Here is an 18,691-nt window from a genome sequence, read left to right on the forward strand (position 1 = left end):
GCATGTCTAATAATACAATTTATACGGTATGAATTTGACTTTTATAAAATTCATATACATGCTGTACATCTTTTTTAGCTAAAGGTTTTTCTATAAAATCAAAAATAAAATCGCACCTTTCTTTGGCCTTATCCATATCATTCTTCCAGTTTGAGGTAGTTAAAAGACTTATTAAAATATCGGCTCTAAATTGGTATGGAAATTTCATGTATTCCTCTAAAAATTCAAACCCATCCATTACAGGCATATTGATATCTAAAAAAATTACATTAGGTTTTTTTTCATTCTTTATTTCACATGCTTTCAAAAAATGTAAGGCCTCCTCTCCATTATGAACTTCTACAATTTCTTTAGTAACATGACACGTATTTAAAATTTTTTTGTTGTAAAAATTAGCTGTGATACTATCATCAACTAAAAGTACACAATCCATCTGTTCCATAATCTTTATTTTTAAATTCTATTTAGGTAAAGTGAAATAAAAAGTTGTTCCACTATTTAATTCTGACGTTAACCATATATTACCATGATGATTATTTATAATTCTATTACAATTGGCTAAACCGATACCATTCCCTTCATAATCTTCGGGTAGGTGTAAGCGCTTAAACACTTCGAATATGCGTTTATAATGTTTTTTATGTATCCCAATACCATTATCTTTTATAAAAAACTCATAAAATTCTTTCCGATCTACACACCCAATAGTTATTTTAGGTATGGTATTTTTACACTGATATTTTATGCTGTTTGTTATCAAATTTTGAAAAAGTTGACGTATTTGAGTACGATCACAAATGACCTCCTTTGGTAATTCCGATACACAAATTAATGCCCCCGAAACATGAATCGTTTTTTTTATATCATTCAAAACATCGGCAACAATCAAATTCAAATTATTCGCTTCTTGTTTAAGGGAAACATTCTCTAACTGCGAATATGCCAATAGATCTTTTATTAAACTCCCCATTCGAATTGTAGCTCCTTCTATAAACTGTAAATACTGTTGCGCGTCGCTCTCTAAAGCTTCATAAAACTCTTCTTTAAATAAACCAATAAAGCTAGTTATCGTATTTAGAGGTTCTTTCAAATCATGACTTGCCAAATATGCGAACCGCTCTAACTCTTCATTTAATTTTTTTAATTTATGCTCTGCTTGTTTTTTTTCATGAATATACGTTAGCGTCCCTACAACTTTCTTTTGATTATCAATTTCACTTTCGTTTATTTTAGCGCTAATTCTAAACCATTTAAATTGCCTTTGCTTTGTTTTTATTCTTATATCTTTTTCGTAATGTTTATTTTCTTGAGAAAGTAACTTCAAGCTTTTTATGAATAGCTCCCTATCATCATTATGAATAAAGCCTAACAATTGCCTGAATGAACTTCCAATTTCGCTACTACTCCACCCTATTAGGTCACATAATTCTTCGGGCCACCATGCCTTATTTTTTTGTCCACTTGACCATTCCCAAATGGCAGACCTACTACATTTAAAAGCTGCCTGTACTCTTTCGGTAAAAACGGCTAATTCTTGTTTTATTTTTTTTGTATCATTTATATTTTGTGTGGAGGTTATTATTGACAACACCTCTCCTGCTGCACTACGTTGATAAACACTACTTGTTGCCAACAACCACACTGGTTTTTTTGTTTCTTTATGTAGTATTCGGTATTCTATTTGTAATGGAATAGCTCCATTTTTTTGGGCTACATCATCATAATGTGCATTTAATAAAGAGATATCATTATTATAAATGATACTCATAAAAAAATCATTATTAAAAACCTCATTTTTTCTTTCTGTGTAACCTGCAAATCGAGCTATGTTAGAACTTACGTATGAAAATTGTTGTTTTTTGATATCATATGTTGTGATGACTGCGGGACTGGTTTTTACTAATTTCCCAAAAAAGTCGTTTACCTTTTTCCTTTCTATCAAGGCCACTTTATACTCGTGAATATTAAAAAAACTTAAAAGTAAGCCCATAGGCTGTCCTAAATCATCTTTATCCAATTGTATAGTGGCACTAAACCAAATTCCGTAATTATTTTGAACTTCAACTACACAAAGTTCTCCTGTATTTATTACTTGTTTGCATAAGCTTTCAATATCATGACCAATAATCGCCTCAGAAAACTTTTTGATCATTTCTCTTGAATTTTCAAACTCTATTCCAAAAAAATGGCTGATCTCCGATGCACAACTTAAAATGTTTAACTTTAAATCTAAAAAAATCCACCCCACTCCCGCACTATCAGCAAAAGTTTTAAATTTATTTTTATGCTTATAAAAATCATCTTTAATAGGTAAATTTCTTGGCGTATTTTCAAACGATCTTTCATTTAAAGCAATACTCAATTGCTCATCATAATTTATATCGTACAATGCAGATATGACTTCATTCTGTAATTTTATCACATACAGTCTTTTACCACCCTGAAACTTAAGCGTTTTTCTTATTTCTACGATAATACATTTCCGATCTTCAATATCATAAATAGTCGTTTTTAATATACTCGAATCCGAATGCTTAATTTGTTGAAAACATTTTAATAATTGTACTTCAATTTCTGGCAACAAGGTTCCTACTAAATTTGTTACCAATTCCTTTTTCACTATACAATACCGCTTATAGTCCCCCGAAATAAAATGGATGACACAATTTTCATCAACACAAATTATGGTCAAACCAATATCGACAAATAATTCTTCCGGTGTAGATTTTTTCAGACTACTAAAGGTTTGCTTTTTTATCATGTATAATTAAAAAAATCAGATAAACATATAACAATCTGTTTTTCAAGTTGTTAAGTGTGCAAATTACTATTTTTTTCAACAAAGAAATATGCATTTCAACGATTACTTGTCTATTTTTGACTAAAAAAATTGATTATTACTAATTTTTTTATAGGTTATGGATCACAGAAATTAAAAAGGTCCTCTAATTCAGTAAAACTGGTATGTCTCCTTCAAAAAAAATGAATGCTTCTTTGTATATAATCTTAATTTAATATTTTTACGTCCGCATATAATTAAATCATTTATAAGATGGGAAGAGCTTTTGAATTTCGTAAAGCACGAAAAATGAAACGTTGGTCGGCAATGGCAAAAACGTTTACACGTATTGGTAAGGATATTGTAATGGCTGTTAAAGAAGGAGGTCCTGATCCTGCATCAAACTCTCGCCTACGTGCTGTTATTCAAAATGCAAAGGCAGCCAATATGCCTAAAGATAATGTTGAACGTGCTATAAAAAAAGCTTCGGATAAAGACCAAGGTGATTATAAGGAGGTCCTTTTTGAAGGCTATGCACCGCATGGAATTGCTATCCTAGTTGAAACCGCTACAGATAACAATAACAGAACTGTTGCAAATGTTAGGGCTGCATTTAATAAATGTAATGGAAATTTAGGTACTTCGGGGTCGGTTGAATTTATGTTTGATCATACGTGTAATTTCCGTATTAATGCTGATGGTATTGATGTAGAAGAATTAGAATTAGAATTTATTGACTTTGGTGCCGAAGAAATTTTTGAAGATGAAGATGGTGTGCTAATCTATGCCCCTTTTGGTAGCTTTGGAGCCATTCAAAAAGAATTAGAAAATAGAAATATCGAAATACTTTCGTCTGGATTTGAACGTATACCACAAGTGACCAAAGAATTAAGTGGTGACGCACTGGCCGACGTTGAAAAGTTACTCGAAAAATTAGAAGAAGATGACGATGTACAAAATGTATATCATTCCATGGTGGAGGCTTCATAAATGGAATAGTTAATTTTATGTAAATCTATCTAGTCTCACTAATCAAGCTTTACACACTACAAAAACTGTTAATAAGTAGATTTTTTATACAGCTTTAAAGTTGTATTTTTACATTCCTAACCAAATCTAAATGCATGGGAAAAATTATAGCGATAGCTAATCAAAAAGGAGGCGTAGGTAAGACCACAACTTCAGTGAATTTAGCTGCTTCACTTGGTGTACTTGAAAAAAAGGTATTGCTTATTGATGCTGACCCACAAGCAAATGCTACCTCGGGATTAGGAATTGATGTTGAAAGTGTTGAGATAGGCACCTATCAATTATTGGAACATACAGCTGATATTAAAGATACTATTATTGAAACTACAGCTCCTAACGTTGATTTAGTACCTGCCCATATTGATTTGGTCGCTATTGAAATTGAATTGGTAGATAAGGAGCAACGTGAATACATGCTAAAAAAAGCTGTGGTACCTATAGTTGACCAATATGATTATATTTTAATCGATTGTGCACCATCACTAGGGCTATTAACACTAAATGCTTTGACTGCTGCCAATTCTGTAGCCATACCAATTCAATGTGAATATTTTGCTTTGGAAGGCTTAGGAAAATTACTAAATACCATTAAAAGTGTTCAAAAAATACACAATCAAAATTTAGATATCGAAGGCTTATTACTTACCATGTACGATGCCCGTTTACGTTTATCTAATCAAGTTGTTGAAGAAGTACAAAAACACTTTAACGAAATGGTATTTAAAACAATCATTCAACGTAATGTACGTTTGAGTGAGGCTCCGAGTTATGGCGAAAGCATTATTAATTACGATGCTAGTAGTAAAGGAGCGGCTAACTATTTAAGTTTAGCCAATGAAATTATTGAAAAAAACAAATAGAAATAGCTATTTATGGCGAAAGCAACTAAAAAGCAAGCGCTAGGACGTGGATTATCTGCATTACTTAAAGATCCTGAAAATGACATTAAATCAGCAAATGATAAAAATGCAGATCAGGTAGTAGGTAGTATTGTCGAATTGGATTTGGATGCCATTGAGGTAAATCCTTTTCAGCCACGTACTAGTTTTAATGAAGAAGCTTTAAATGAATTAGCTAGTTCTATTAAAGAATTAGGCTTAATACAGCCCATTACTGTTCGTAAACTTGGTTTTAACTCCTATCAATTAGTTAGTGGTGAACGCCGTTACCGTGCAAGTAAAAAACTAGGTTTAAAAGCCATACCTGCCTATATCCGTATTGCCGATGATAATGAATCATTAGCTATGGCTTTGGTTGAAAATATTCAACGTCAGGATTTAGACCCTATTGAAGTAGCACTTTCCTACCAGCGACTAATTGATGAAATCAATTTAACGCAAGAACAGATGAGCGAACGTGTAGGTAAAAAACGTTCCACCATAACCAATTACTTGCGTTTATTAAAATTAGATCCAATCATTCAAACGGGAATGCGTGATGGCTTTTTGAGTATGGGACATGGGCGTGCTTTAATTAATATTGAAGATCATGACACCCAAATTAGTGCTTATGAAAAGGTAATTAGTGATTCTTTGTCCGTGCGTGCAACAGAGGAACTTGTTCGCAGTCTTACAAATAAAGAAACTGCTGGCAATAAAAAGGCTACCAAACAAAATCCTTCATTTGTAACAGAGGTTCAAGACGAGTTTGCTGATTTTTTTGGTGCCAAAATAGACATTAAAGCTAGCAGTAATGGAAAAGGTAAAATATCCATTCCATTCTCGTCAAAAGAAGATTTTAATCGTATTTTGAAGTTACTAAAGCGTGGCTAAACAAGGGCTAATATTATTATTTTTATTTTTTTCAATCCAATTGCTTGCGCAAGAAAAAGATAGTTTAAGCATTGTATCTGTAGATTCAGTTGCCGTAAAAAAGAACTTAAAAAAGTTAGCACGTATCAAGCGTAGGAAAATTAGGCAACAAAAAAATATTCGCCCCTATAATGCCTTAGCCCCTTCTAAAGCTGCATTTTACTCTGCCGTACTTCCCGGTTTAGGACAAGCTTACACTGGCAAGTATTGGAAAATACCAATTGTTTATGGCGCCTTGGGAACAGGAATCGGAATTACCCTATGGAATAAAAATAATCACGATGAAATTCGAGATATTTTTAAAAATCGCTTGCGCGGAATTACTACTGATCGCTTTTATGATCAAGAAAATGATCGAGCTATATTAAGCAACAACGGTCTAATTGAAGCCCAAAGGCAATTTCGAAAACAACAAGAATTATCCATACTGATTACCGTGGGCCTGTATGTATTAAATATTGTAGATGCCAATGTAACAGCTCACCTACAACAATATAATCTAAATAAAAAACTAAGCTTTTCGCCTAAAATTGAGTTTGATACCCCAACAGCTCAAGCTAATTATGGAATGGTTTTACAATATAGTTTTTAATTGCATACTATAAAGAAGTTGTATATTCGCCAACAAATTAATTTCTAGTTAAAAAATAATTTACAAGACAGCGCTACATAGCATCGTTTCAAAAAGAAATCAAATAAAATGAAAATAGCACTACTAGGATACGGACGCATGGGACAAGCAATTGAAAAAATTGCTTTAGAAAGAGGACATGAAATTGTACTTAAAGTTGACCAAAACACCACTACATATGATGTTTCTGTCGCAGATATAGCTATTGATTTTAGCATTCCAACCGCAGCTGTAGGTAACTTGACCAACTGTTTTAATGCTGGAGTTCCCGTAGTATCGGGTACTACAGGTTGGTTAGATCATTACGAAACTATGAAAAGCCTATGCATTGAAAAAGAAGGAAGCTTTATATACGCTTCTAACTTTAGTTTAGGGGTGAATCTATTTTTTGAATTAAATAAAAAAGTAGCGCAACTAATGCATCCCATGCTTGGGAATTACGGCGTGACAACAGAAGAAATTCACCATACAAAAAAGCTTGATGCGCCTAGTGGTACAGCCATTACATTAGCCGAAGGTATTATTGAAAATACTGATTTTGAAGGTTGGAAGCTATATGAAGGGGACAAAAAAAACCTTACCATTACGGCAAAACGTGTTGGCGATGTTCCTGGAACACACAGCATTACTTATCATTCTGAAGTGGATGAAATAGAAATTAAACACACAGCCTACAACAGACAGGGGTTTGCTCTAGGAGCTGTAGTTGCTTCGGAATGGTTGGTTGATAAAAAAGGAATTTATGGAATGAAAGACGTTTTAGGTCTTTAAATTCCAAAATAATGATGTATTATTTTTTTTAATACACACAATAAATAATAGTTTGAAGTAAAATCATTTGCTTTAAATGCATTTATAAAACATACTATCATGACACTAACACAGTGGTTTATATTTTTTTTAGTTATACAGGTGATTCACTTTTTAGGAACCTGGAAATTATATGTTAAAGCTGGTTTTAAAGCCTGGGAAGCTGCCGTACCTGTTTACAATGCTTATATTTTAACCAAAATAATAAACCGACACTGGTCATGGGTACTACTCCTATTTATCCCGGTAATAAATGTAATTATGCTCCCTATTTTTTGGGTAGAAACCATACGTAGTTTTGGTAAAAATACACCTACTGATACTTTTTTAGTAGTAGCCACTCTAGGTTTTTATATTTTTTATGTAAACTACTTTCTAGATGTTGAACATATTAAAGACCGTAGCTTAACTCCAAAAACTGCCGCTGGTGAATGGGTCAGTTCCATTTTATTTGCTGTTGTTGCTGCTACTATTGTGCATACTTATGTGATGCAACCTTATAACATTCCAACCTCATCATTAGAAAAAACATTGCTTATCGGTGATTTTTTATTTGTGAGTAAATTTCATTATGGGGCACGTGCTCCTATGACAGCGGTATCATTTCCTATGGTACATGATACGATTCCGGTTATAAAGAAGCGTTCGTATTTAAAAAAGCCACAGATTCCTTATTTTAGGTTACCCGGTTTTAGTAAAATTAAACGTAGCGATATAGTAGTGTTTAGCTGGCCCGTTGATACCGTAACCCAGTTTTTTACTCGTAATGGTATTAAAGTTACCAAACCTATTGACAAGAAAAGTAATTACGTTAAACGTTGTGTTGGTGTCCCTGGAGATAACTTAACTATTGTAGATGGTAAAATTTTTATTGACGGAAAACCGCTTGACCTTCCTGAAAAAGCAAAACCGCAGTACTCGTATAATGTACAAACTAAAAAGCCTAATGCTACCGTAAGTCTAAAATCATTTTATGAAAGATATGACATTACCGATCCTGTTGCTTTTCCAAATGGATTAGCTACAAGAGACAGGCAAACAGGACCTATCGCTTTAAAGTATGAGCAGGCTAAAGCTTTTGGAATTGCTAAATTTAAAAACTTAGGGACCACTTACGATATTTCTGCCTTAACAGAAAAAGAGGCCAAACGATTTGCAAAACGTAAAGATGTGGCTTCAATTGAACGTATCATTAGTCCTAAAGGAGAAAAAGAACCCAAAATCTTCCCAAATAATGGTAAACTTGACTGGAATAAGGATCAAATGGGACCTATTTACATTCCCGAAGAAGGAAAATCTGTGAATTTAACCCCTGAGAATATTGACTTTTACAAGCGTATTATCGAAGTCTACGAAGGTAAAGAAATGGGTATTGAAAATAAAGTAAGCCTTAACGGAAGTCAAGTACTAATCAATAATACACCAACTACTTCATACACCTTTAAACAAGATTACTATTGGATGATGGGTGACAACCGCCATAATAGTGAAGACAGTCGCTATTGGGGATTTGTTCCTGAAAATCATGTAGTAGGAAAACCTGTATTTTTATTCATGAGTTGGGATACTAACGCCAAAGGTTTTTTCAACAAAATTCGTTGGAATCGAATCATGACCACCGTGGGAGGTGATGGTAAGTTGGTTTCCTATCGCTATTTAGTTTTAGCACTTATATTAGCATATATGGGCATTAGCTTCTTCTTAAAAAAGCGAAAAGAAAAACAAGCATAATACAAAAACGGAGTACTAATTAAATGAGTCAAATAGTTACACACCCTAGTTATTTTGGTTCTATTGCACAATATGTAGCTATAGCTAAGGCGAAAAGTATTGTTTTTGAAGATTGTGATAATTATCAAAAACAGACTTTACGTAACCGTACTTATATTTATGGAGCCAATGGTATATTACTTTTAAACCTGCCTATACTTCATTCTGGTGTAAAAGGAAATAAACGTTTATATAGGGATATTAAAATTGAGCATCAATTTAACAGCTTAAAAATTCATTGGAAATCACTAGAAGCTGCATACAGAACTTCTCCTTACTTTGAATTTTACGAAGATGACATAGCTCCACTTTTTCAAGAAAAGCCAAAATTCCTTCTTGATTTTAATCATAAAATTTCGGAATTTATTTTTGATTGCTTACAAATAGCTACACCACAAACAAAAACGACCGAATTTAATTTACAATCGCCACATGACATTGCTGATTACAGATATCTTGTGAATCCAAAAGACAAAAACATTGGCGCCAACTTTGATAATTACATTCAAGTTTTTGAAAGTAAACACGGATTCATTCCCAACCTATCTATTTTAGATCTACTTTTTAACGAAGGTCCAAATGCTTTAACTTATTTAGAAAGTCAAGATTTGTAACTAGCACCAGCACTTCTCGATACGATTTGTTTCATTCCATTTCACAAATCACTCGAAGCCATACGAAGATTTATACTAAACTTGAATAAAACACGCTAATTGGTTCGAATATTTTCTCGTATTGATAGTGAAGGGAAATGTATCGAGAAATACGTTGCTATAAATCAACAGCCACTTCTCGATACAATTTACTCCATTTCATTACGTAAATCACTCGAAGTAATATAAAGACTTAAATAATACACGATTACTGGTTCGAGTATTTTCTCGTAGCGATAGCGAAGGGAAAATGTATCGAGAACTTACATCCACATACAATCTTGATAATCCGTTAACATATGTAAAAGTAATCCCAATGCGACAACTCTTGTTTTAGGAATAAAAAAAAGCACAACATAAGCTCCAATAGCATAATAGGTATGTAAGGGATGAAAATTAATACTACATCGATTAGCTTCGAAAAAATCTGTAGCTAACAAATGATCCAAATCTACTAGCATAGTCAGTAGTAACAGTAACCACACTTTTTTCCATTGTTTTCTAAAAAAAACGTAAGCTATCACTCCTGGGAACAAAAAGTGTAACCCATAGTGGATAAAAAATCTCAATAGTTCCCACATGACTAAAAACTTACTTTAGCGGTTATAGGAAAATGATCGGACCAAGCTTTGTGCGTATCAATTTTATGATAAAAAACCTGAGCAGATGTAGGCACAAAAATAAAATCTATTCGTGTCGGAAAATAACTAAAATCATAAGTAGCTCCAAATCCATTGGCGGCTGCAACAAAAGTATCTTTAAAATCACTAGCATTAAACAGTTCTTTATATACATATGAAAATGCATTATTATTAAAATCCCCACCAATCACCACTGGGTAAGGACACTGCTTTATATGCGCTTTTATTTTCTCAACTTGTTTTTGCTGATATTTAAATACTTTACTAAAACGCTTCAAAATACTCTTCCCTCCTCTTTTTTGTAATTCCTCGGCTTTTTTTGAAAACTTATAAGAAGATAAATGAATGCTATAAAAACGAATAGTATCATTTTCTATTTTCAAATCTGCAAAAGCCGCATCTCTACCCATCAGTCTATCGTCCCATCTAATTAATCCTTGATTTACTATAGGATATTTTGAAACTATAAAATTAGATCCTTGTTTTGCTCCCTCCGCTTTTATAGAAACATAAGGATAGGCTTTGTTCAATTTTTTTATAGCACTAATTAATGTTTCTTGTACCATAAGTACATCTGGCAAATTCCCTTTATATGCATCAATAAATTCTTTATAAAAAACAGTATGCTCATCTGCCGAAGAAAAATGACGTGAGTTATAAGACATAATACTTATGGGCTTTTTCACAACACTTACACTGGGTACTGTTTTAAAAAAACCAATTCCATATAAACGTGATAAACTATTAGCACTCAATAGTAAAAAAACAATAGATAATAAACATTTTTTATTTAATTGAAGTAGCCAATACAATGCAAAAAAAACATTCGTTAACAACAGTGCTGGCATTAAAAGCGTGCAATAGTTAATAAAATGTAATTTTGTCGGTGGTATGTATGAGATCCCCCATGAACACAATGAAACAAAAACCAAAATGGAGTTTAACAAAAAAAGAATACGCTTCATAAGTGCTTTCTAATTTTTACCTGCTTTGAACAAAAAATCTTTCTCACTTTTTGAAAGGCTCTCATACCCACTTTTACTTATTTTATCCAAAATAGCATCAATCTGTTCTTGTGTGGGTGTTTTGGTTTGTCTGGATAGGGTAGTTTTACGTGTTGAAGCGGTATTCCTTGTGGTTGTCTTAGCTTTTTTTGCCTTGTGTACTGTTTTTAATACAACTTTTTCTTTAGGTTTTGTTAAGGCTACAACCCAATCCATAAAATTTTCGACAGGTTGTCCAATATCATTCCCCTTTTGTAATTGCTTCATGTACAAATAACCGATTAGCGCTCCACCCAAATGTGCTAAATGTCCACCTGCATTTCCATTAGGAATATTAATTACATCGAACAACAATAAAGCAACAGTGATCCACCATAATTTAAATGTAAAAGGAAGAAATAGCAATTTAAACGAATAATTCGGACTCTGTATAGTAGCAGCTACCATTACAGCATTTACCGCTGCAGAAGCACCTACTAATACCGAAGAAGACACTGATGAGAAAGCTGGAAATAAATTATAGGATAACATATATACCAAAGCTCCAACTATAATCCCTAAAAAATAAACATTCAAAAAACGACGCCCATTGTGTATATTCAAAAATATTTGTCCAAAAAAGTACAAATACAACATATTAAACAACAAATGCCTAAATCCCGAATGTAAAAAGCCATAAGTTATTAATGTCCATGGCTTGTATACATAACTAAAAATATCATGCGGAAACGCAAACCAATTTTTAATAAATTCCAAGTCTGTTTTAAACAAAAAACCCAAGGTGTTTACCAATGGAAAAAATACAAAAACAAGTACATTAACAATAATCAGCTTATGTAAAACTGAAGCTAGTAAAAAATGTTTCGTGTATGCTTCTTTAAAGTTCATTAATACCAACGTTTATCATTAAACGAATTCTTTTTCCAATACCATATAATTATAAAACCAACCACTGCCCCACCTATGTGTGCCCAATTAGCTGTATTTGCTGGACCAATAATATTATTCCCCGTTAATGCTGCATATACGTCCAATAAAAAATAACCACCTATTAAATATTTTGCTTTTATTGGTACGGGAATAAACATTAGCATTAATGGTAAATTAGGATACAAAACAGCAAACGCAACCAAAACTCCAAATATTGCCCCAGATGCTCCAACCATTGGAATACTAAATGATTCAATCATTTTTCTTAATCCTGATTGAGTTAAACCATCATAATTAGTATACTGGCCCGTTTCTAAAATATTTTTAATAAATTCAACAACATTCACATCGGTTAAGCCATTATTTTTTAAAACAGCATACATGGGCATAAATTCATAATAGCCGAATAAAATCTGTAATGCCGCAGCTCCAAAACCTGCTGAAAAGTATAAAAATATAAACTTTGATTTTCCTATTGCACGTTCAATATGACTACCAAACATATATAAAGCAAACATATTAAACAATAAATGAGTCGTACCTCCGTGCATAAACATATGCGTCAAAGGTTGCCAAATTTTAAAATTAGGATTTTTAGGAAACCACAGTGCAAATAAGGTATCTGCTATATTGGGAACCAAAAAATTACTCCCTATAAAAAACACTACATTTATGATCAATAAAGTTTTTACTGTATCTGTAATTCTATCCATCCTAAAACTTTTTATCTAATTCGTCAACCCCTAATGTAATAAAAGTTGTTTTTCCATTTGGAGCGCGATTAGGTTCTTCGCAGGCAAATAATTGATTTACCATATGTTTCTGTGCTTCGTTTTCCAATACAACTCCTGTTTTTACTGCTGCACTTTTTGCTAATGACTTTGCCATAACATCTATTTGAGAAAACCCAGTATCGGGTAATTCCTGCTCCATATCTGCAATAAGTTGTTCTAAGATAATAGACACCTCACTTTCGGTAATTACCGGTGGTATTCCCTGTATAGAAACTCCTTCTTCGGTAAATGTATTAAAATTAAAACCTGCGTGTTCTAAATGTGCTTCTAATGATTTTAATAACGCAATTTCTGTTGAAGAAAAAGTGAGTTCCAACGGAAATAACAATTGCTGACTTACTGCATTTGACAAACTAATTTGTTTTCTAAATTCCTCATACAACACGCGTTGGTGTGCTCTATTTTGGTGCACCACTACCAAACCACTTTTTATGGTGGTTATCAAATACTTTCGTTGCAACTGATAAACTGTTTGCGTTTTATCCGCTTCCGCTGAAGCTTTATCAAACATAGACACCGTATTTGCAGAACTTTCAAATTCTAATTTAGAAAATTCCGTTGCAGGTTCAATAGTTTCAGTCGCTTTATTTAAGCCCGAATACAAGGCTTCCCAATCATCTGTTTTTTTAGCCTTAAAATTAGACACAAATGTAGTATTACTACTTTTAGGTGTTTCGGTTTTGAGTGCTTTTAAACGCGGTGCTTCTTTTTCAAATTCAGTAGCAAAAGGATTAAAATCTCTATTCACTTCAATTTTAGGAACACTAATCGTCTTTTTCACTTGCTCGTATGGCAAATCCATACTTGCATCACGTTGAAAATCCAAGACAGGCGCAATATTAAACTGCCCTAAACTATGCTTTACAGTTGCTCGTAAAATTGCATATAGTGATTGTTCATTGTCAAACTTCACCTCTGTTTTTGTCGGATGTATATTGATATCTATTGATTTAGGATCAACACTCAAATACAAATAATAACTTGGATAACTCTTATCTTTTAACAAGCCTTCAAATGCAGAAATCACGGCATGATGTAAGTAAGGACTTTTCACAAAACGATCATTCACAAAAAAGAATTGTTCACCTCTTGTTTTTTTTGCAAAATCTGGCTTCCCTACAAAACCAGAAATAGTAACTAACTCGGTTTCTTCGGAAACGGGGACTAATTTTTCGTTTGTTTTACCTCCAAAAATATGCACCAATCGTTGGCGCGTATTTGTTGCTGGCAAATTTAATACTTCATTCCCATTAGAATAAAACTCAAAATGCACATTACAATGCACCATAGCTACTCTATGAAATTCATCAATAATATGACGTAACTCTACCGCATTAGATTTTAAAAAATTCCTACGAGCAGGCACATTAAAAAATAAATTTTTAACCCAAATAGTAGTTCCTTTTGGTGTGGCACAAGGCTCTTGCAAAATCACCTCACTCCCTTCTATTTTTATATGTGTCCCTAAATCTTGATTTTCTTGCTTTGTTTTTTGTTCTACATGCGCAATTGCTGCTATAGAAGCCAAAGCTTCACCTCGGAAACCTTTTGTGGAAAGTGCAAATAAATCTTCGGCTGTTTTTATTTTTGAGGTGGCATGGCGCTCAAATGATAAGCGGGCATCGGTAGTACTCATACCCTTACCATTATCCACTACTTGAATAAGTGTTTTACCAGCCTCCTTTATAATTAAGTTGATATGTGTAGCTCCCGCATCAATAGCATTTTCCAATAATTCTTTCACTACCGATGCTGGACGTTGTACTACCTCACCTGCAGCTATTTGATTGGCTACATGATCAGGCAAAAGTTGAATAATATCGGACATTAGCGTTTAAAAAATATGGATAGATCAAAATCTATAATAAATAAAAAAAGAACTAGTAGTACAATACAAATATATAAGACTCTTTTATTTGCACTACTCTTAGGATTACTTCGATATTCGTCCCATGCAGTTGAGAATTTACCTTTTAAACCCTTAGCGGGTTCTATGGTATTACGGTAGCTATCAAATTTTTGATTAATTTCAAAGGGACTTCCCTCCTTTTCGTTTTTATAATAACGCGGGGTATAACTAAATTTTTTGTTTTTACGCCTTGTCAACAATCCCATAAATATGAATTTCCTTCAAAATTAGACAACTACTATTCCTTTTTAACCTAAAGAATAAAATCTACAAAAATCAAGCCATTAGAAAAACAACTTCAAATTTTAGAGCGATTCTATTAAAAATGTAATCCCCAAATTTACTTAAAACCACGTAGAACAAAATAGAAAATGCCTCAAAATTAGAGGCATTTTTCAACATAATTATAAATAGGATACGTTTTAAATTACAACCTATTGCTTTTTAGCTTCTTCTATAGCTTCTTTTTGCATTTTTTCATTAGCTACAATGCCTAACTCTACCCTTCTATTTTTGCTTCTCCCTTCTGCCGTACTGTTATCATATTTTGGCTTTGTTTCTCCATACCATTGCACACTAAAACGCAAAGGATCTAAGCCATGAGTTTTTAAATATGCAGCTACCGATTCTGCCCTGTTTTTTGACAATTGTAAGTTGTATGCCTCTGCTCCACTACTATCAGTATGACCCGATATAGAAATATTTGTGTCGGCATAATCCGCTAGTATCTTTTGTAAACGCTGTAAGGTTTGTTCAGATTTTGCATTGATGTTTGATTTTGAAGTATCAAAATAAATCCCACTTTCTTCATCAAAAATCACATTAATACTTTCGCCCACACGCTCTACAACTGCTCCTGGTATTTCTTCTTCTATACGCTCTGCTTGCTTATCCATTTTACGTCCAATAATACCCCCAGCAACACCACCTACTACACCACCAAGTACTGCTCCTAGTTCCGAATTACCTCCTTTTCCTATATTATTCCCTAAAATACCTCCTAGTACAGCGCCTCCAACAGCTCCAATTCCAGCTCCTTTTTGTGTATTATTCGCATTTTGCACCGCTTTACAGCCTACTAACATGCTTGCCGAAATTAATACGACTCCTAATTTATTTAATATCATTCTCATCTTATTCATTTTTTGTGAAATTCATAGTTATTTTAAAAGGTTTCCCCTCAAATTGTAATTTTTGAGACCAAATCATTTGAGTTGCCCCCAAACTTTCTAAAGTTGTTCTAAAGCCTTTGTTCCCTTCAATACTTTTCTTTTTTACCGTGAGTGGTTTCATCATAAAACTATAGGTATCTTGCGCCCCTTGCAATGGAATTGTCCATTTTATATTTTTTATAGAAGTATCACAGCCATCCGTAGAAAACTGATACGTTCCTGTATTATTATTTGGAACAAATTGCCAAACACTCCCCTTAAAACAATTAGCACCTGCATCATTATATAATTTCACGTTAAAAGTTCCTGGTCTACTGTATGAAACATCGGTTAATGTCCAATTTCCTTTTAATGTTTTTTCAGCTTGCCGTATAGGCTGCGTACTCTTACATGCCAATGTAAGTAACAATAATGCCCCTAATATTCCTAATTTATTATAAATATTCATAGATCAAATAGTATTTGTTAGCATATTCATTAGCTACAAATTACGATTAATAAACCTATATTCAAATAACATTAACAGTACCTCAACATCATCAGCCAAAATATTAACCTGTCATTGGTCTTATTTATATCCATAAATTGGATTTTAAAATCTATAGCATAATTCGGATTTAAAAATGAAATAATAGTAATTTAGCAGTAGCTTAACGAATACTAATTATGCATACGATTCCTAGTCTAGATCTGTCTCTATTTTTATCCAAAAACCCTTCAGAAAAACAACAATTTGTCACCCAATTGGGAAATGCCTTTGAAGAAATCGGTTTTATATCATTAAAAAATCATTTTCTTTCAGAAACACTAACTACTCAACTTTATAAAGAAATTAAAGCTTTTTTTGATTTACCTAAGGCTACTAAAAAAGCTTATGAAATCTCCAAACTCCACGGGCAACGTGGATACACTTCGTTTAGAAAAGAACAAGCTGTTGGCCACAAAAAAGCAGACTTAAAGGAGTTTTGGCATTTTGGACAGGAACCACAACCCGATCTTGAATATACTAAGGATTATCATAAAAACATCCAGGTTACCGAACTTCCAAATTTTAATCAAATTGGAATGGAAGCTTTTAAAATGCTTGAAAAAACAGGCCAATATTTATTAAAAGCTATTGCTTTGTATTTAGAACTCCCGGAAACTTATTTTGATAAATGGAGCACCAACGGGAATAGTATTTTACGCCCTATTCACTACCCGCCTATTACCGAAGAACCTAAAGATGCTATTAGAGCTGGTGCCCATGGCGACATTAACCTGATTACACTTTTAATGGGGGCTTCCACTGGTGGTTTACAAGTATTAAATAAACAAGAACAATGGATTGATGCCGCACCTCATGAAAATGAATTAGTTATTAATGTTGGGGATATGTTAGAACGTTTGACAAATAACAAACTCCGATCAACCATACACAGGGTAATCAATCCTCCAAAAGAAAGTTGGCACGAACCGCGTTATTCTATTCCATTTTTTATGCATCCTCGCCTAGATATGCCTTTAAATTGTTTAGAAGCCTGTATTGACAAAACACACCCTAAAGCGCATGATGATATTTTAGCTGGTGACTTTTTATACGAACGTTTAGTGGCTATTGGATTGATAAAGTAGTTGTGAGTTGTGAGTAAAAATATTTTTTTCTAAAAAAAAATAGAATGATTTTTAAATAAAAATTCATTCTTACTATTAACTTTGTTTTATTCAAATAAATATAACAGACAACCGAAAACTGACAACTCACCCCCCAACTAAAAAAATATGGCAAAAAAGAAAAAATTAGGTTTGGAAGATTTAGGTGGATTTGTATTTTCTACTAACGAGGATTTTGATTTTGAAACTGATGATAATCATGAAAATTTAGCCCCTAATGAACAATATTTAGAAGCACATTTTAGCAACAAAGGTAGAGGTGGTAAAACAGTTACTATTGTTAAAGGTTTTATTGGTAGTGAAGACGATTTAAAAATACTAGCCAAATTATTAAAAAAGAAATGTGGCGTAGGTGGCGCAGTCAAGGATGGAGAAATCATTATTCAAGGAAATTACCGAGATAAGATTATGGAAATTCTGAAAAAAGAAAAATATAACGTAAAACGTGTTGGAGGCTAATATTGGTAGTTGGTAGTTGGTAGTTGGTAGTTGGTAGTTGGTAGTTGGTAGTTGGTAGTTGGTAGTTGGTAGTTGGTAGTTGGTAGTTGGTAGTTGGTAGTTGGTAGTTGGTAGTTGGTAGTTGGTAGTTGGTAGTTGGTAGTTGGTAGTTGGTAGTTGGTAGTTGGTAGTTGGTAGTTGGTAGTTGGTAGTTGGTAGTTGGTAGTTGGTAGTTGGTAGTTGGTAGTTGGTAGTTGGTAGTTGGTAGTTGGTAGTTGGTAGTTGGTAGTTGGTAGTTGGTAGTTGGTAGTTGGTAGTTGGTAGTTGGTAGTTGGTAGTTGGTAGTTGGTAGTTGGTAGTTGGTAGTTGGTAGTTGGTAGTTGGTAGTTGGTAGTTGGTAGTTGGTAGTTGGTAGTTGGTAGTTGGTAGTTGGTAGTTGGTAGTTGGTAGTTGGTAGTTGGTAGTTGGTAGTTGGTAGTTGGTAGTTGGTAGTTGGTAGTTGGTAGTTGGTAGTTGGTAGTTGGTAGTTGGTAGTTGGTAGTTGGTAGTTGGTAGTTGGTAGTTGGTAGTTGGTAGTTGGTAGTTGGTAGTTGGTAGTTGGTAGTTGGTAGTTTCGGAAACAAAATCTGAATTAACTTATTGTTCTATCACATAATAATTATTAATA

The 18,691-nt window shown here is 33.3% G+C and carries 20 protein-coding genes; 9 read left to right on the forward strand and 11 right to left on the reverse strand.

Features of this window, described 5'->3' with window-relative positions:
• Positions 1-19 precede the first annotated feature (19 nt).
• Positions 20-442, reverse strand: a complete 423-nt coding sequence (locus KQA_RS0208895) for a response regulator (protein WP_010180238.1) — start codon at positions 440-442, stop codon at positions 20-22.
• An 18-nt stretch (positions 443-460) separates the two neighbouring features.
• Entirely contained in the window at positions 461-2,761 is a 2,301-nt protein-coding gene (locus KQA_RS0208900) for an ATP-binding protein (RefSeq protein WP_010180240.1), read from the reverse strand.
• A 291-nt stretch (positions 2,762-3,052) separates the two neighbouring features.
• Between KQA_RS0208900 and KQA_RS0208905 the strand changes: the two genes are divergently transcribed.
• The 7 genes from KQA_RS0208905 (at position 3,053) to KQA_RS0208940 (ending at position 9,444) form a co-directional block, all read left to right on the forward strand.
• Positions 3,053-3,769 (forward strand): YebC/PmpR family DNA-binding transcriptional regulator, encoded by a 717-nt coding sequence (locus KQA_RS0208905; protein ID WP_010180242.1) that lies wholly within the window; start codon positions 3,053-3,055, stop codon positions 3,767-3,769.
• 134 nt (positions 3,770-3,903) lie between these two features.
• Positions 3,904-4,668 carry a ParA family protein gene (locus KQA_RS0208910; protein ID WP_010180245.1) on the forward strand — a complete coding sequence of 255 codons (765 nt, stop codon included), beginning with the start codon at positions 3,904-3,906 and terminating at the stop codon, positions 4,666-4,668.
• 12 nt (positions 4,669-4,680) lie between these two features.
• Complete coding sequence (locus KQA_RS0208915) at positions 4,681-5,580, forward strand: ParB/RepB/Spo0J family partition protein (protein ID WP_010180247.1); 900 nt, start codon at positions 4,681-4,683, stop codon at positions 5,578-5,580.
• Positions 5,581-5,620: 40 nt separating this feature from the next.
• A complete protein-coding gene (locus KQA_RS0208920; RefSeq protein ID WP_232285873.1) occupies positions 5,621-6,211 on the forward strand; it encodes a DUF5683 domain-containing protein in 591 nt (196 codons plus the stop codon).
• A gap of 108 nt (positions 6,212-6,319) precedes the next feature.
• Complete coding sequence (gene dapB, locus KQA_RS0208925) at positions 6,320-7,021, forward strand: 4-hydroxy-tetrahydrodipicolinate reductase (RefSeq protein WP_010180251.1); 702 nt, start codon at positions 6,320-6,322, stop codon at positions 7,019-7,021.
• 99 nt (positions 7,022-7,120) lie between these two features.
• Entirely contained in the window at positions 7,121-8,791 is a 1,671-nt protein-coding gene (gene lepB, locus KQA_RS0208935; RefSeq protein ID WP_010180253.1) for a signal peptidase I, read from the forward strand.
• A 23-nt stretch (positions 8,792-8,814) separates the two neighbouring features.
• Positions 8,815-9,444, forward strand: a complete 630-nt coding sequence (locus tag KQA_RS0208940; RefSeq protein ID WP_010180256.1) for a WbqC family protein — start codon at positions 8,815-8,817, stop codon at positions 9,442-9,444.
• A gap of 302 nt (positions 9,445-9,746) precedes the next feature.
• Here the strand turns inward: KQA_RS0208940 and KQA_RS0208945 are convergent, their stop codons facing one another.
• From KQA_RS0208945 to KQA_RS0208985, 8 genes are all read right to left on the reverse strand, one after another.
• Positions 9,747-10,064 (reverse strand): DUF6122 family protein, encoded by a 318-nt coding sequence (locus KQA_RS0208945; RefSeq protein WP_010180257.1) that lies wholly within the window; start codon positions 10,062-10,064, stop codon positions 9,747-9,749.
• Positions 10,065-10,066: 2 nt separating this feature from the next.
• Positions 10,067-10,789 (reverse strand): endonuclease/exonuclease/phosphatase family protein, encoded by a 723-nt coding sequence (locus KQA_RS0208950; protein WP_232285874.1) that lies wholly within the window; start codon positions 10,787-10,789, stop codon positions 10,067-10,069.
• Between the two features lie 309 nt (positions 10,790-11,098).
• Complete coding sequence (locus tag KQA_RS0208955; RefSeq protein WP_010180260.1) at positions 11,099-12,016, reverse strand: rhomboid family intramembrane serine protease; 918 nt, start codon at positions 12,014-12,016, stop codon at positions 11,099-11,101.
• Positions 12,016-12,771 carry a rhomboid family intramembrane serine protease gene (locus KQA_RS0208960; RefSeq protein WP_010180262.1) on the reverse strand — a complete coding sequence of 252 codons (756 nt, stop codon included), beginning with the start codon at positions 12,769-12,771 and terminating at the stop codon, positions 12,016-12,018. The genes KQA_RS0208955 and KQA_RS0208960 overlap by 1 nt, the downstream gene beginning before the upstream one ends.
• Before the next feature lies 1 nt (position 12,772).
• Positions 12,773-14,680, reverse strand: a complete 1,908-nt coding sequence (mutL, locus tag KQA_RS0208965; protein ID WP_010180264.1) for a DNA mismatch repair endonuclease MutL — start codon at positions 14,678-14,680, stop codon at positions 12,773-12,775.
• Positions 14,680-14,967, reverse strand: coding sequence for a hypothetical protein (locus KQA_RS20745; RefSeq protein WP_010180266.1), 288 nt, complete (start codon positions 14,965-14,967; stop codon positions 14,680-14,682). The genes mutL and KQA_RS20745 overlap by 1 nt, the downstream gene beginning before the upstream one ends.
• 228 nt (positions 14,968-15,195) lie before the next feature.
• Entirely contained in the window at positions 15,196-15,894 is a 699-nt protein-coding gene (locus tag KQA_RS0208980) for an OmpA family protein (protein ID WP_029209532.1), read from the reverse strand.
• A 1-nt stretch (position 15,895) separates the two neighbouring features.
• Entirely contained in the window at positions 15,896-16,381 is a 486-nt protein-coding gene (locus KQA_RS0208985) for a lipocalin family protein (protein ID WP_010180270.1), read from the reverse strand.
• A 218-nt stretch (positions 16,382-16,599) separates the two neighbouring features.
• On the opposite strand from KQA_RS0208985, the gene KQA_RS0208990 reads away from it, so the two are divergent.
• Together KQA_RS0208990 and KQA_RS0208995 are read left to right on the forward strand one after the other, a co-directional pair.
• Complete coding sequence (locus KQA_RS0208990) at positions 16,600-17,547, forward strand: isopenicillin N synthase family dioxygenase (RefSeq protein ID WP_010180272.1); 948 nt, start codon at positions 16,600-16,602, stop codon at positions 17,545-17,547.
• Between the two features lie 147 nt (positions 17,548-17,694).
• Complete coding sequence (locus KQA_RS0208995; protein ID WP_010180274.1) at positions 17,695-18,045, forward strand: translation initiation factor; 351 nt, start codon at positions 17,695-17,697, stop codon at positions 18,043-18,045.
• Here the strand turns inward: KQA_RS0208995 and KQA_RS0209000 are convergent.
• Positions 18,042-18,647 carry a hypothetical protein gene (locus KQA_RS0209000; protein WP_010180276.1) on the reverse strand — a complete coding sequence of 202 codons (606 nt, stop codon included), beginning with the start codon at positions 18,645-18,647 and terminating at the stop codon, positions 18,042-18,044. The two genes, KQA_RS0208995 and KQA_RS0209000, sit on opposite strands and share 4 nt — an antisense overlap.
• Positions 18,648-18,691 lie beyond the last annotated feature (44 nt).

Origin of the sequence: Aquimarina agarilytica ZC1 (assembly GCF_000255455.1) — a bacterium.
GTDB classification, from domain to species: Bacteria; Bacteroidota; Bacteroidia; order Flavobacteriales; family Flavobacteriaceae; genus Aquimarina; species Aquimarina agarilytica.

Excerpts from the sequence above, each read along its gene's own strand:
- KQA_RS0208895 (WP_010180238.1), bottom strand. The coding sequence starts at position 442 with ATGGAACAGATGGATTGTGTACTTTTAGTTGATGATAGTATCACAGCT.
- KQA_RS0208900 (WP_010180240.1), bottom strand. The coding sequence starts at position 2,761 with ATGATAAAAAAGCAAACCTTTAGTAGTCTGAAAAAATCTACACCGGAA.
- KQA_RS0208905 (WP_010180242.1), top strand. The coding sequence starts at position 3,053 with ATGGGAAGAGCTTTTGAATTTCGTAAAGCACGAAAAATGAAACGTTGG.
- KQA_RS0208910 (WP_010180245.1), top strand. The coding sequence starts at position 3,904 with ATGGGAAAAATTATAGCGATAGCTAATCAAAAAGGAGGCGTAGGTAAG.
- KQA_RS0208915 (WP_010180247.1), top strand. The coding sequence starts at position 4,681 with ATGGCGAAAGCAACTAAAAAGCAAGCGCTAGGACGTGGATTATCTGCA.
- dapB (WP_010180251.1), top strand. The coding sequence starts at position 6,320 with ATGAAAATAGCACTACTAGGATACGGACGCATGGGACAAGCAATTGAA.
- lepB (WP_010180253.1), top strand. The coding sequence starts at position 7,121 with ATGACACTAACACAGTGGTTTATATTTTTTTTAGTTATACAGGTGATT.
- KQA_RS0208940 (WP_010180256.1), top strand. The coding sequence starts at position 8,815 with ATGAGTCAAATAGTTACACACCCTAGTTATTTTGGTTCTATTGCACAA.
- KQA_RS0208945 (WP_010180257.1), bottom strand. The coding sequence starts at position 10,064 with ATGTGGGAACTATTGAGATTTTTTATCCACTATGGGTTACACTTTTTG.
- KQA_RS0208950 (WP_232285874.1), bottom strand. The coding sequence starts at position 10,789 with ATGTCTTATAACTCACGTCATTTTTCTTCGGCAGATGAGCATACTGTT.
- KQA_RS0208955 (WP_010180260.1), bottom strand. The coding sequence starts at position 12,016 with ATGAACTTTAAAGAAGCATACACGAAACATTTTTTACTAGCTTCAGTT.
- KQA_RS0208960 (WP_010180262.1), bottom strand. The coding sequence starts at position 12,771 with ATGGATAGAATTACAGATACAGTAAAAACTTTATTGATCATAAATGTA.
- mutL (WP_010180264.1), bottom strand. The coding sequence starts at position 14,680 with ATGTCCGATATTATTCAACTTTTGCCTGATCATGTAGCCAATCAAATA.
- KQA_RS20745 (WP_010180266.1), bottom strand. The coding sequence starts at position 14,967 with ATGGGATTGTTGACAAGGCGTAAAAACAAAAAATTTAGTTATACCCCG.
- KQA_RS0208980 (WP_029209532.1), bottom strand. The coding sequence starts at position 15,894 with ATGAGAATGATATTAAATAAATTAGGAGTCGTATTAATTTCGGCAAGC.
- KQA_RS0208985 (WP_010180270.1), bottom strand. The coding sequence starts at position 16,381 with ATGAATATTTATAATAAATTAGGAATATTAGGGGCATTATTGTTACTT.
- KQA_RS0208990 (WP_010180272.1), top strand. The coding sequence starts at position 16,600 with ATGCATACGATTCCTAGTCTAGATCTGTCTCTATTTTTATCCAAAAAC.
- KQA_RS0208995 (WP_010180274.1), top strand. The coding sequence starts at position 17,695 with ATGGCAAAAAAGAAAAAATTAGGTTTGGAAGATTTAGGTGGATTTGTA.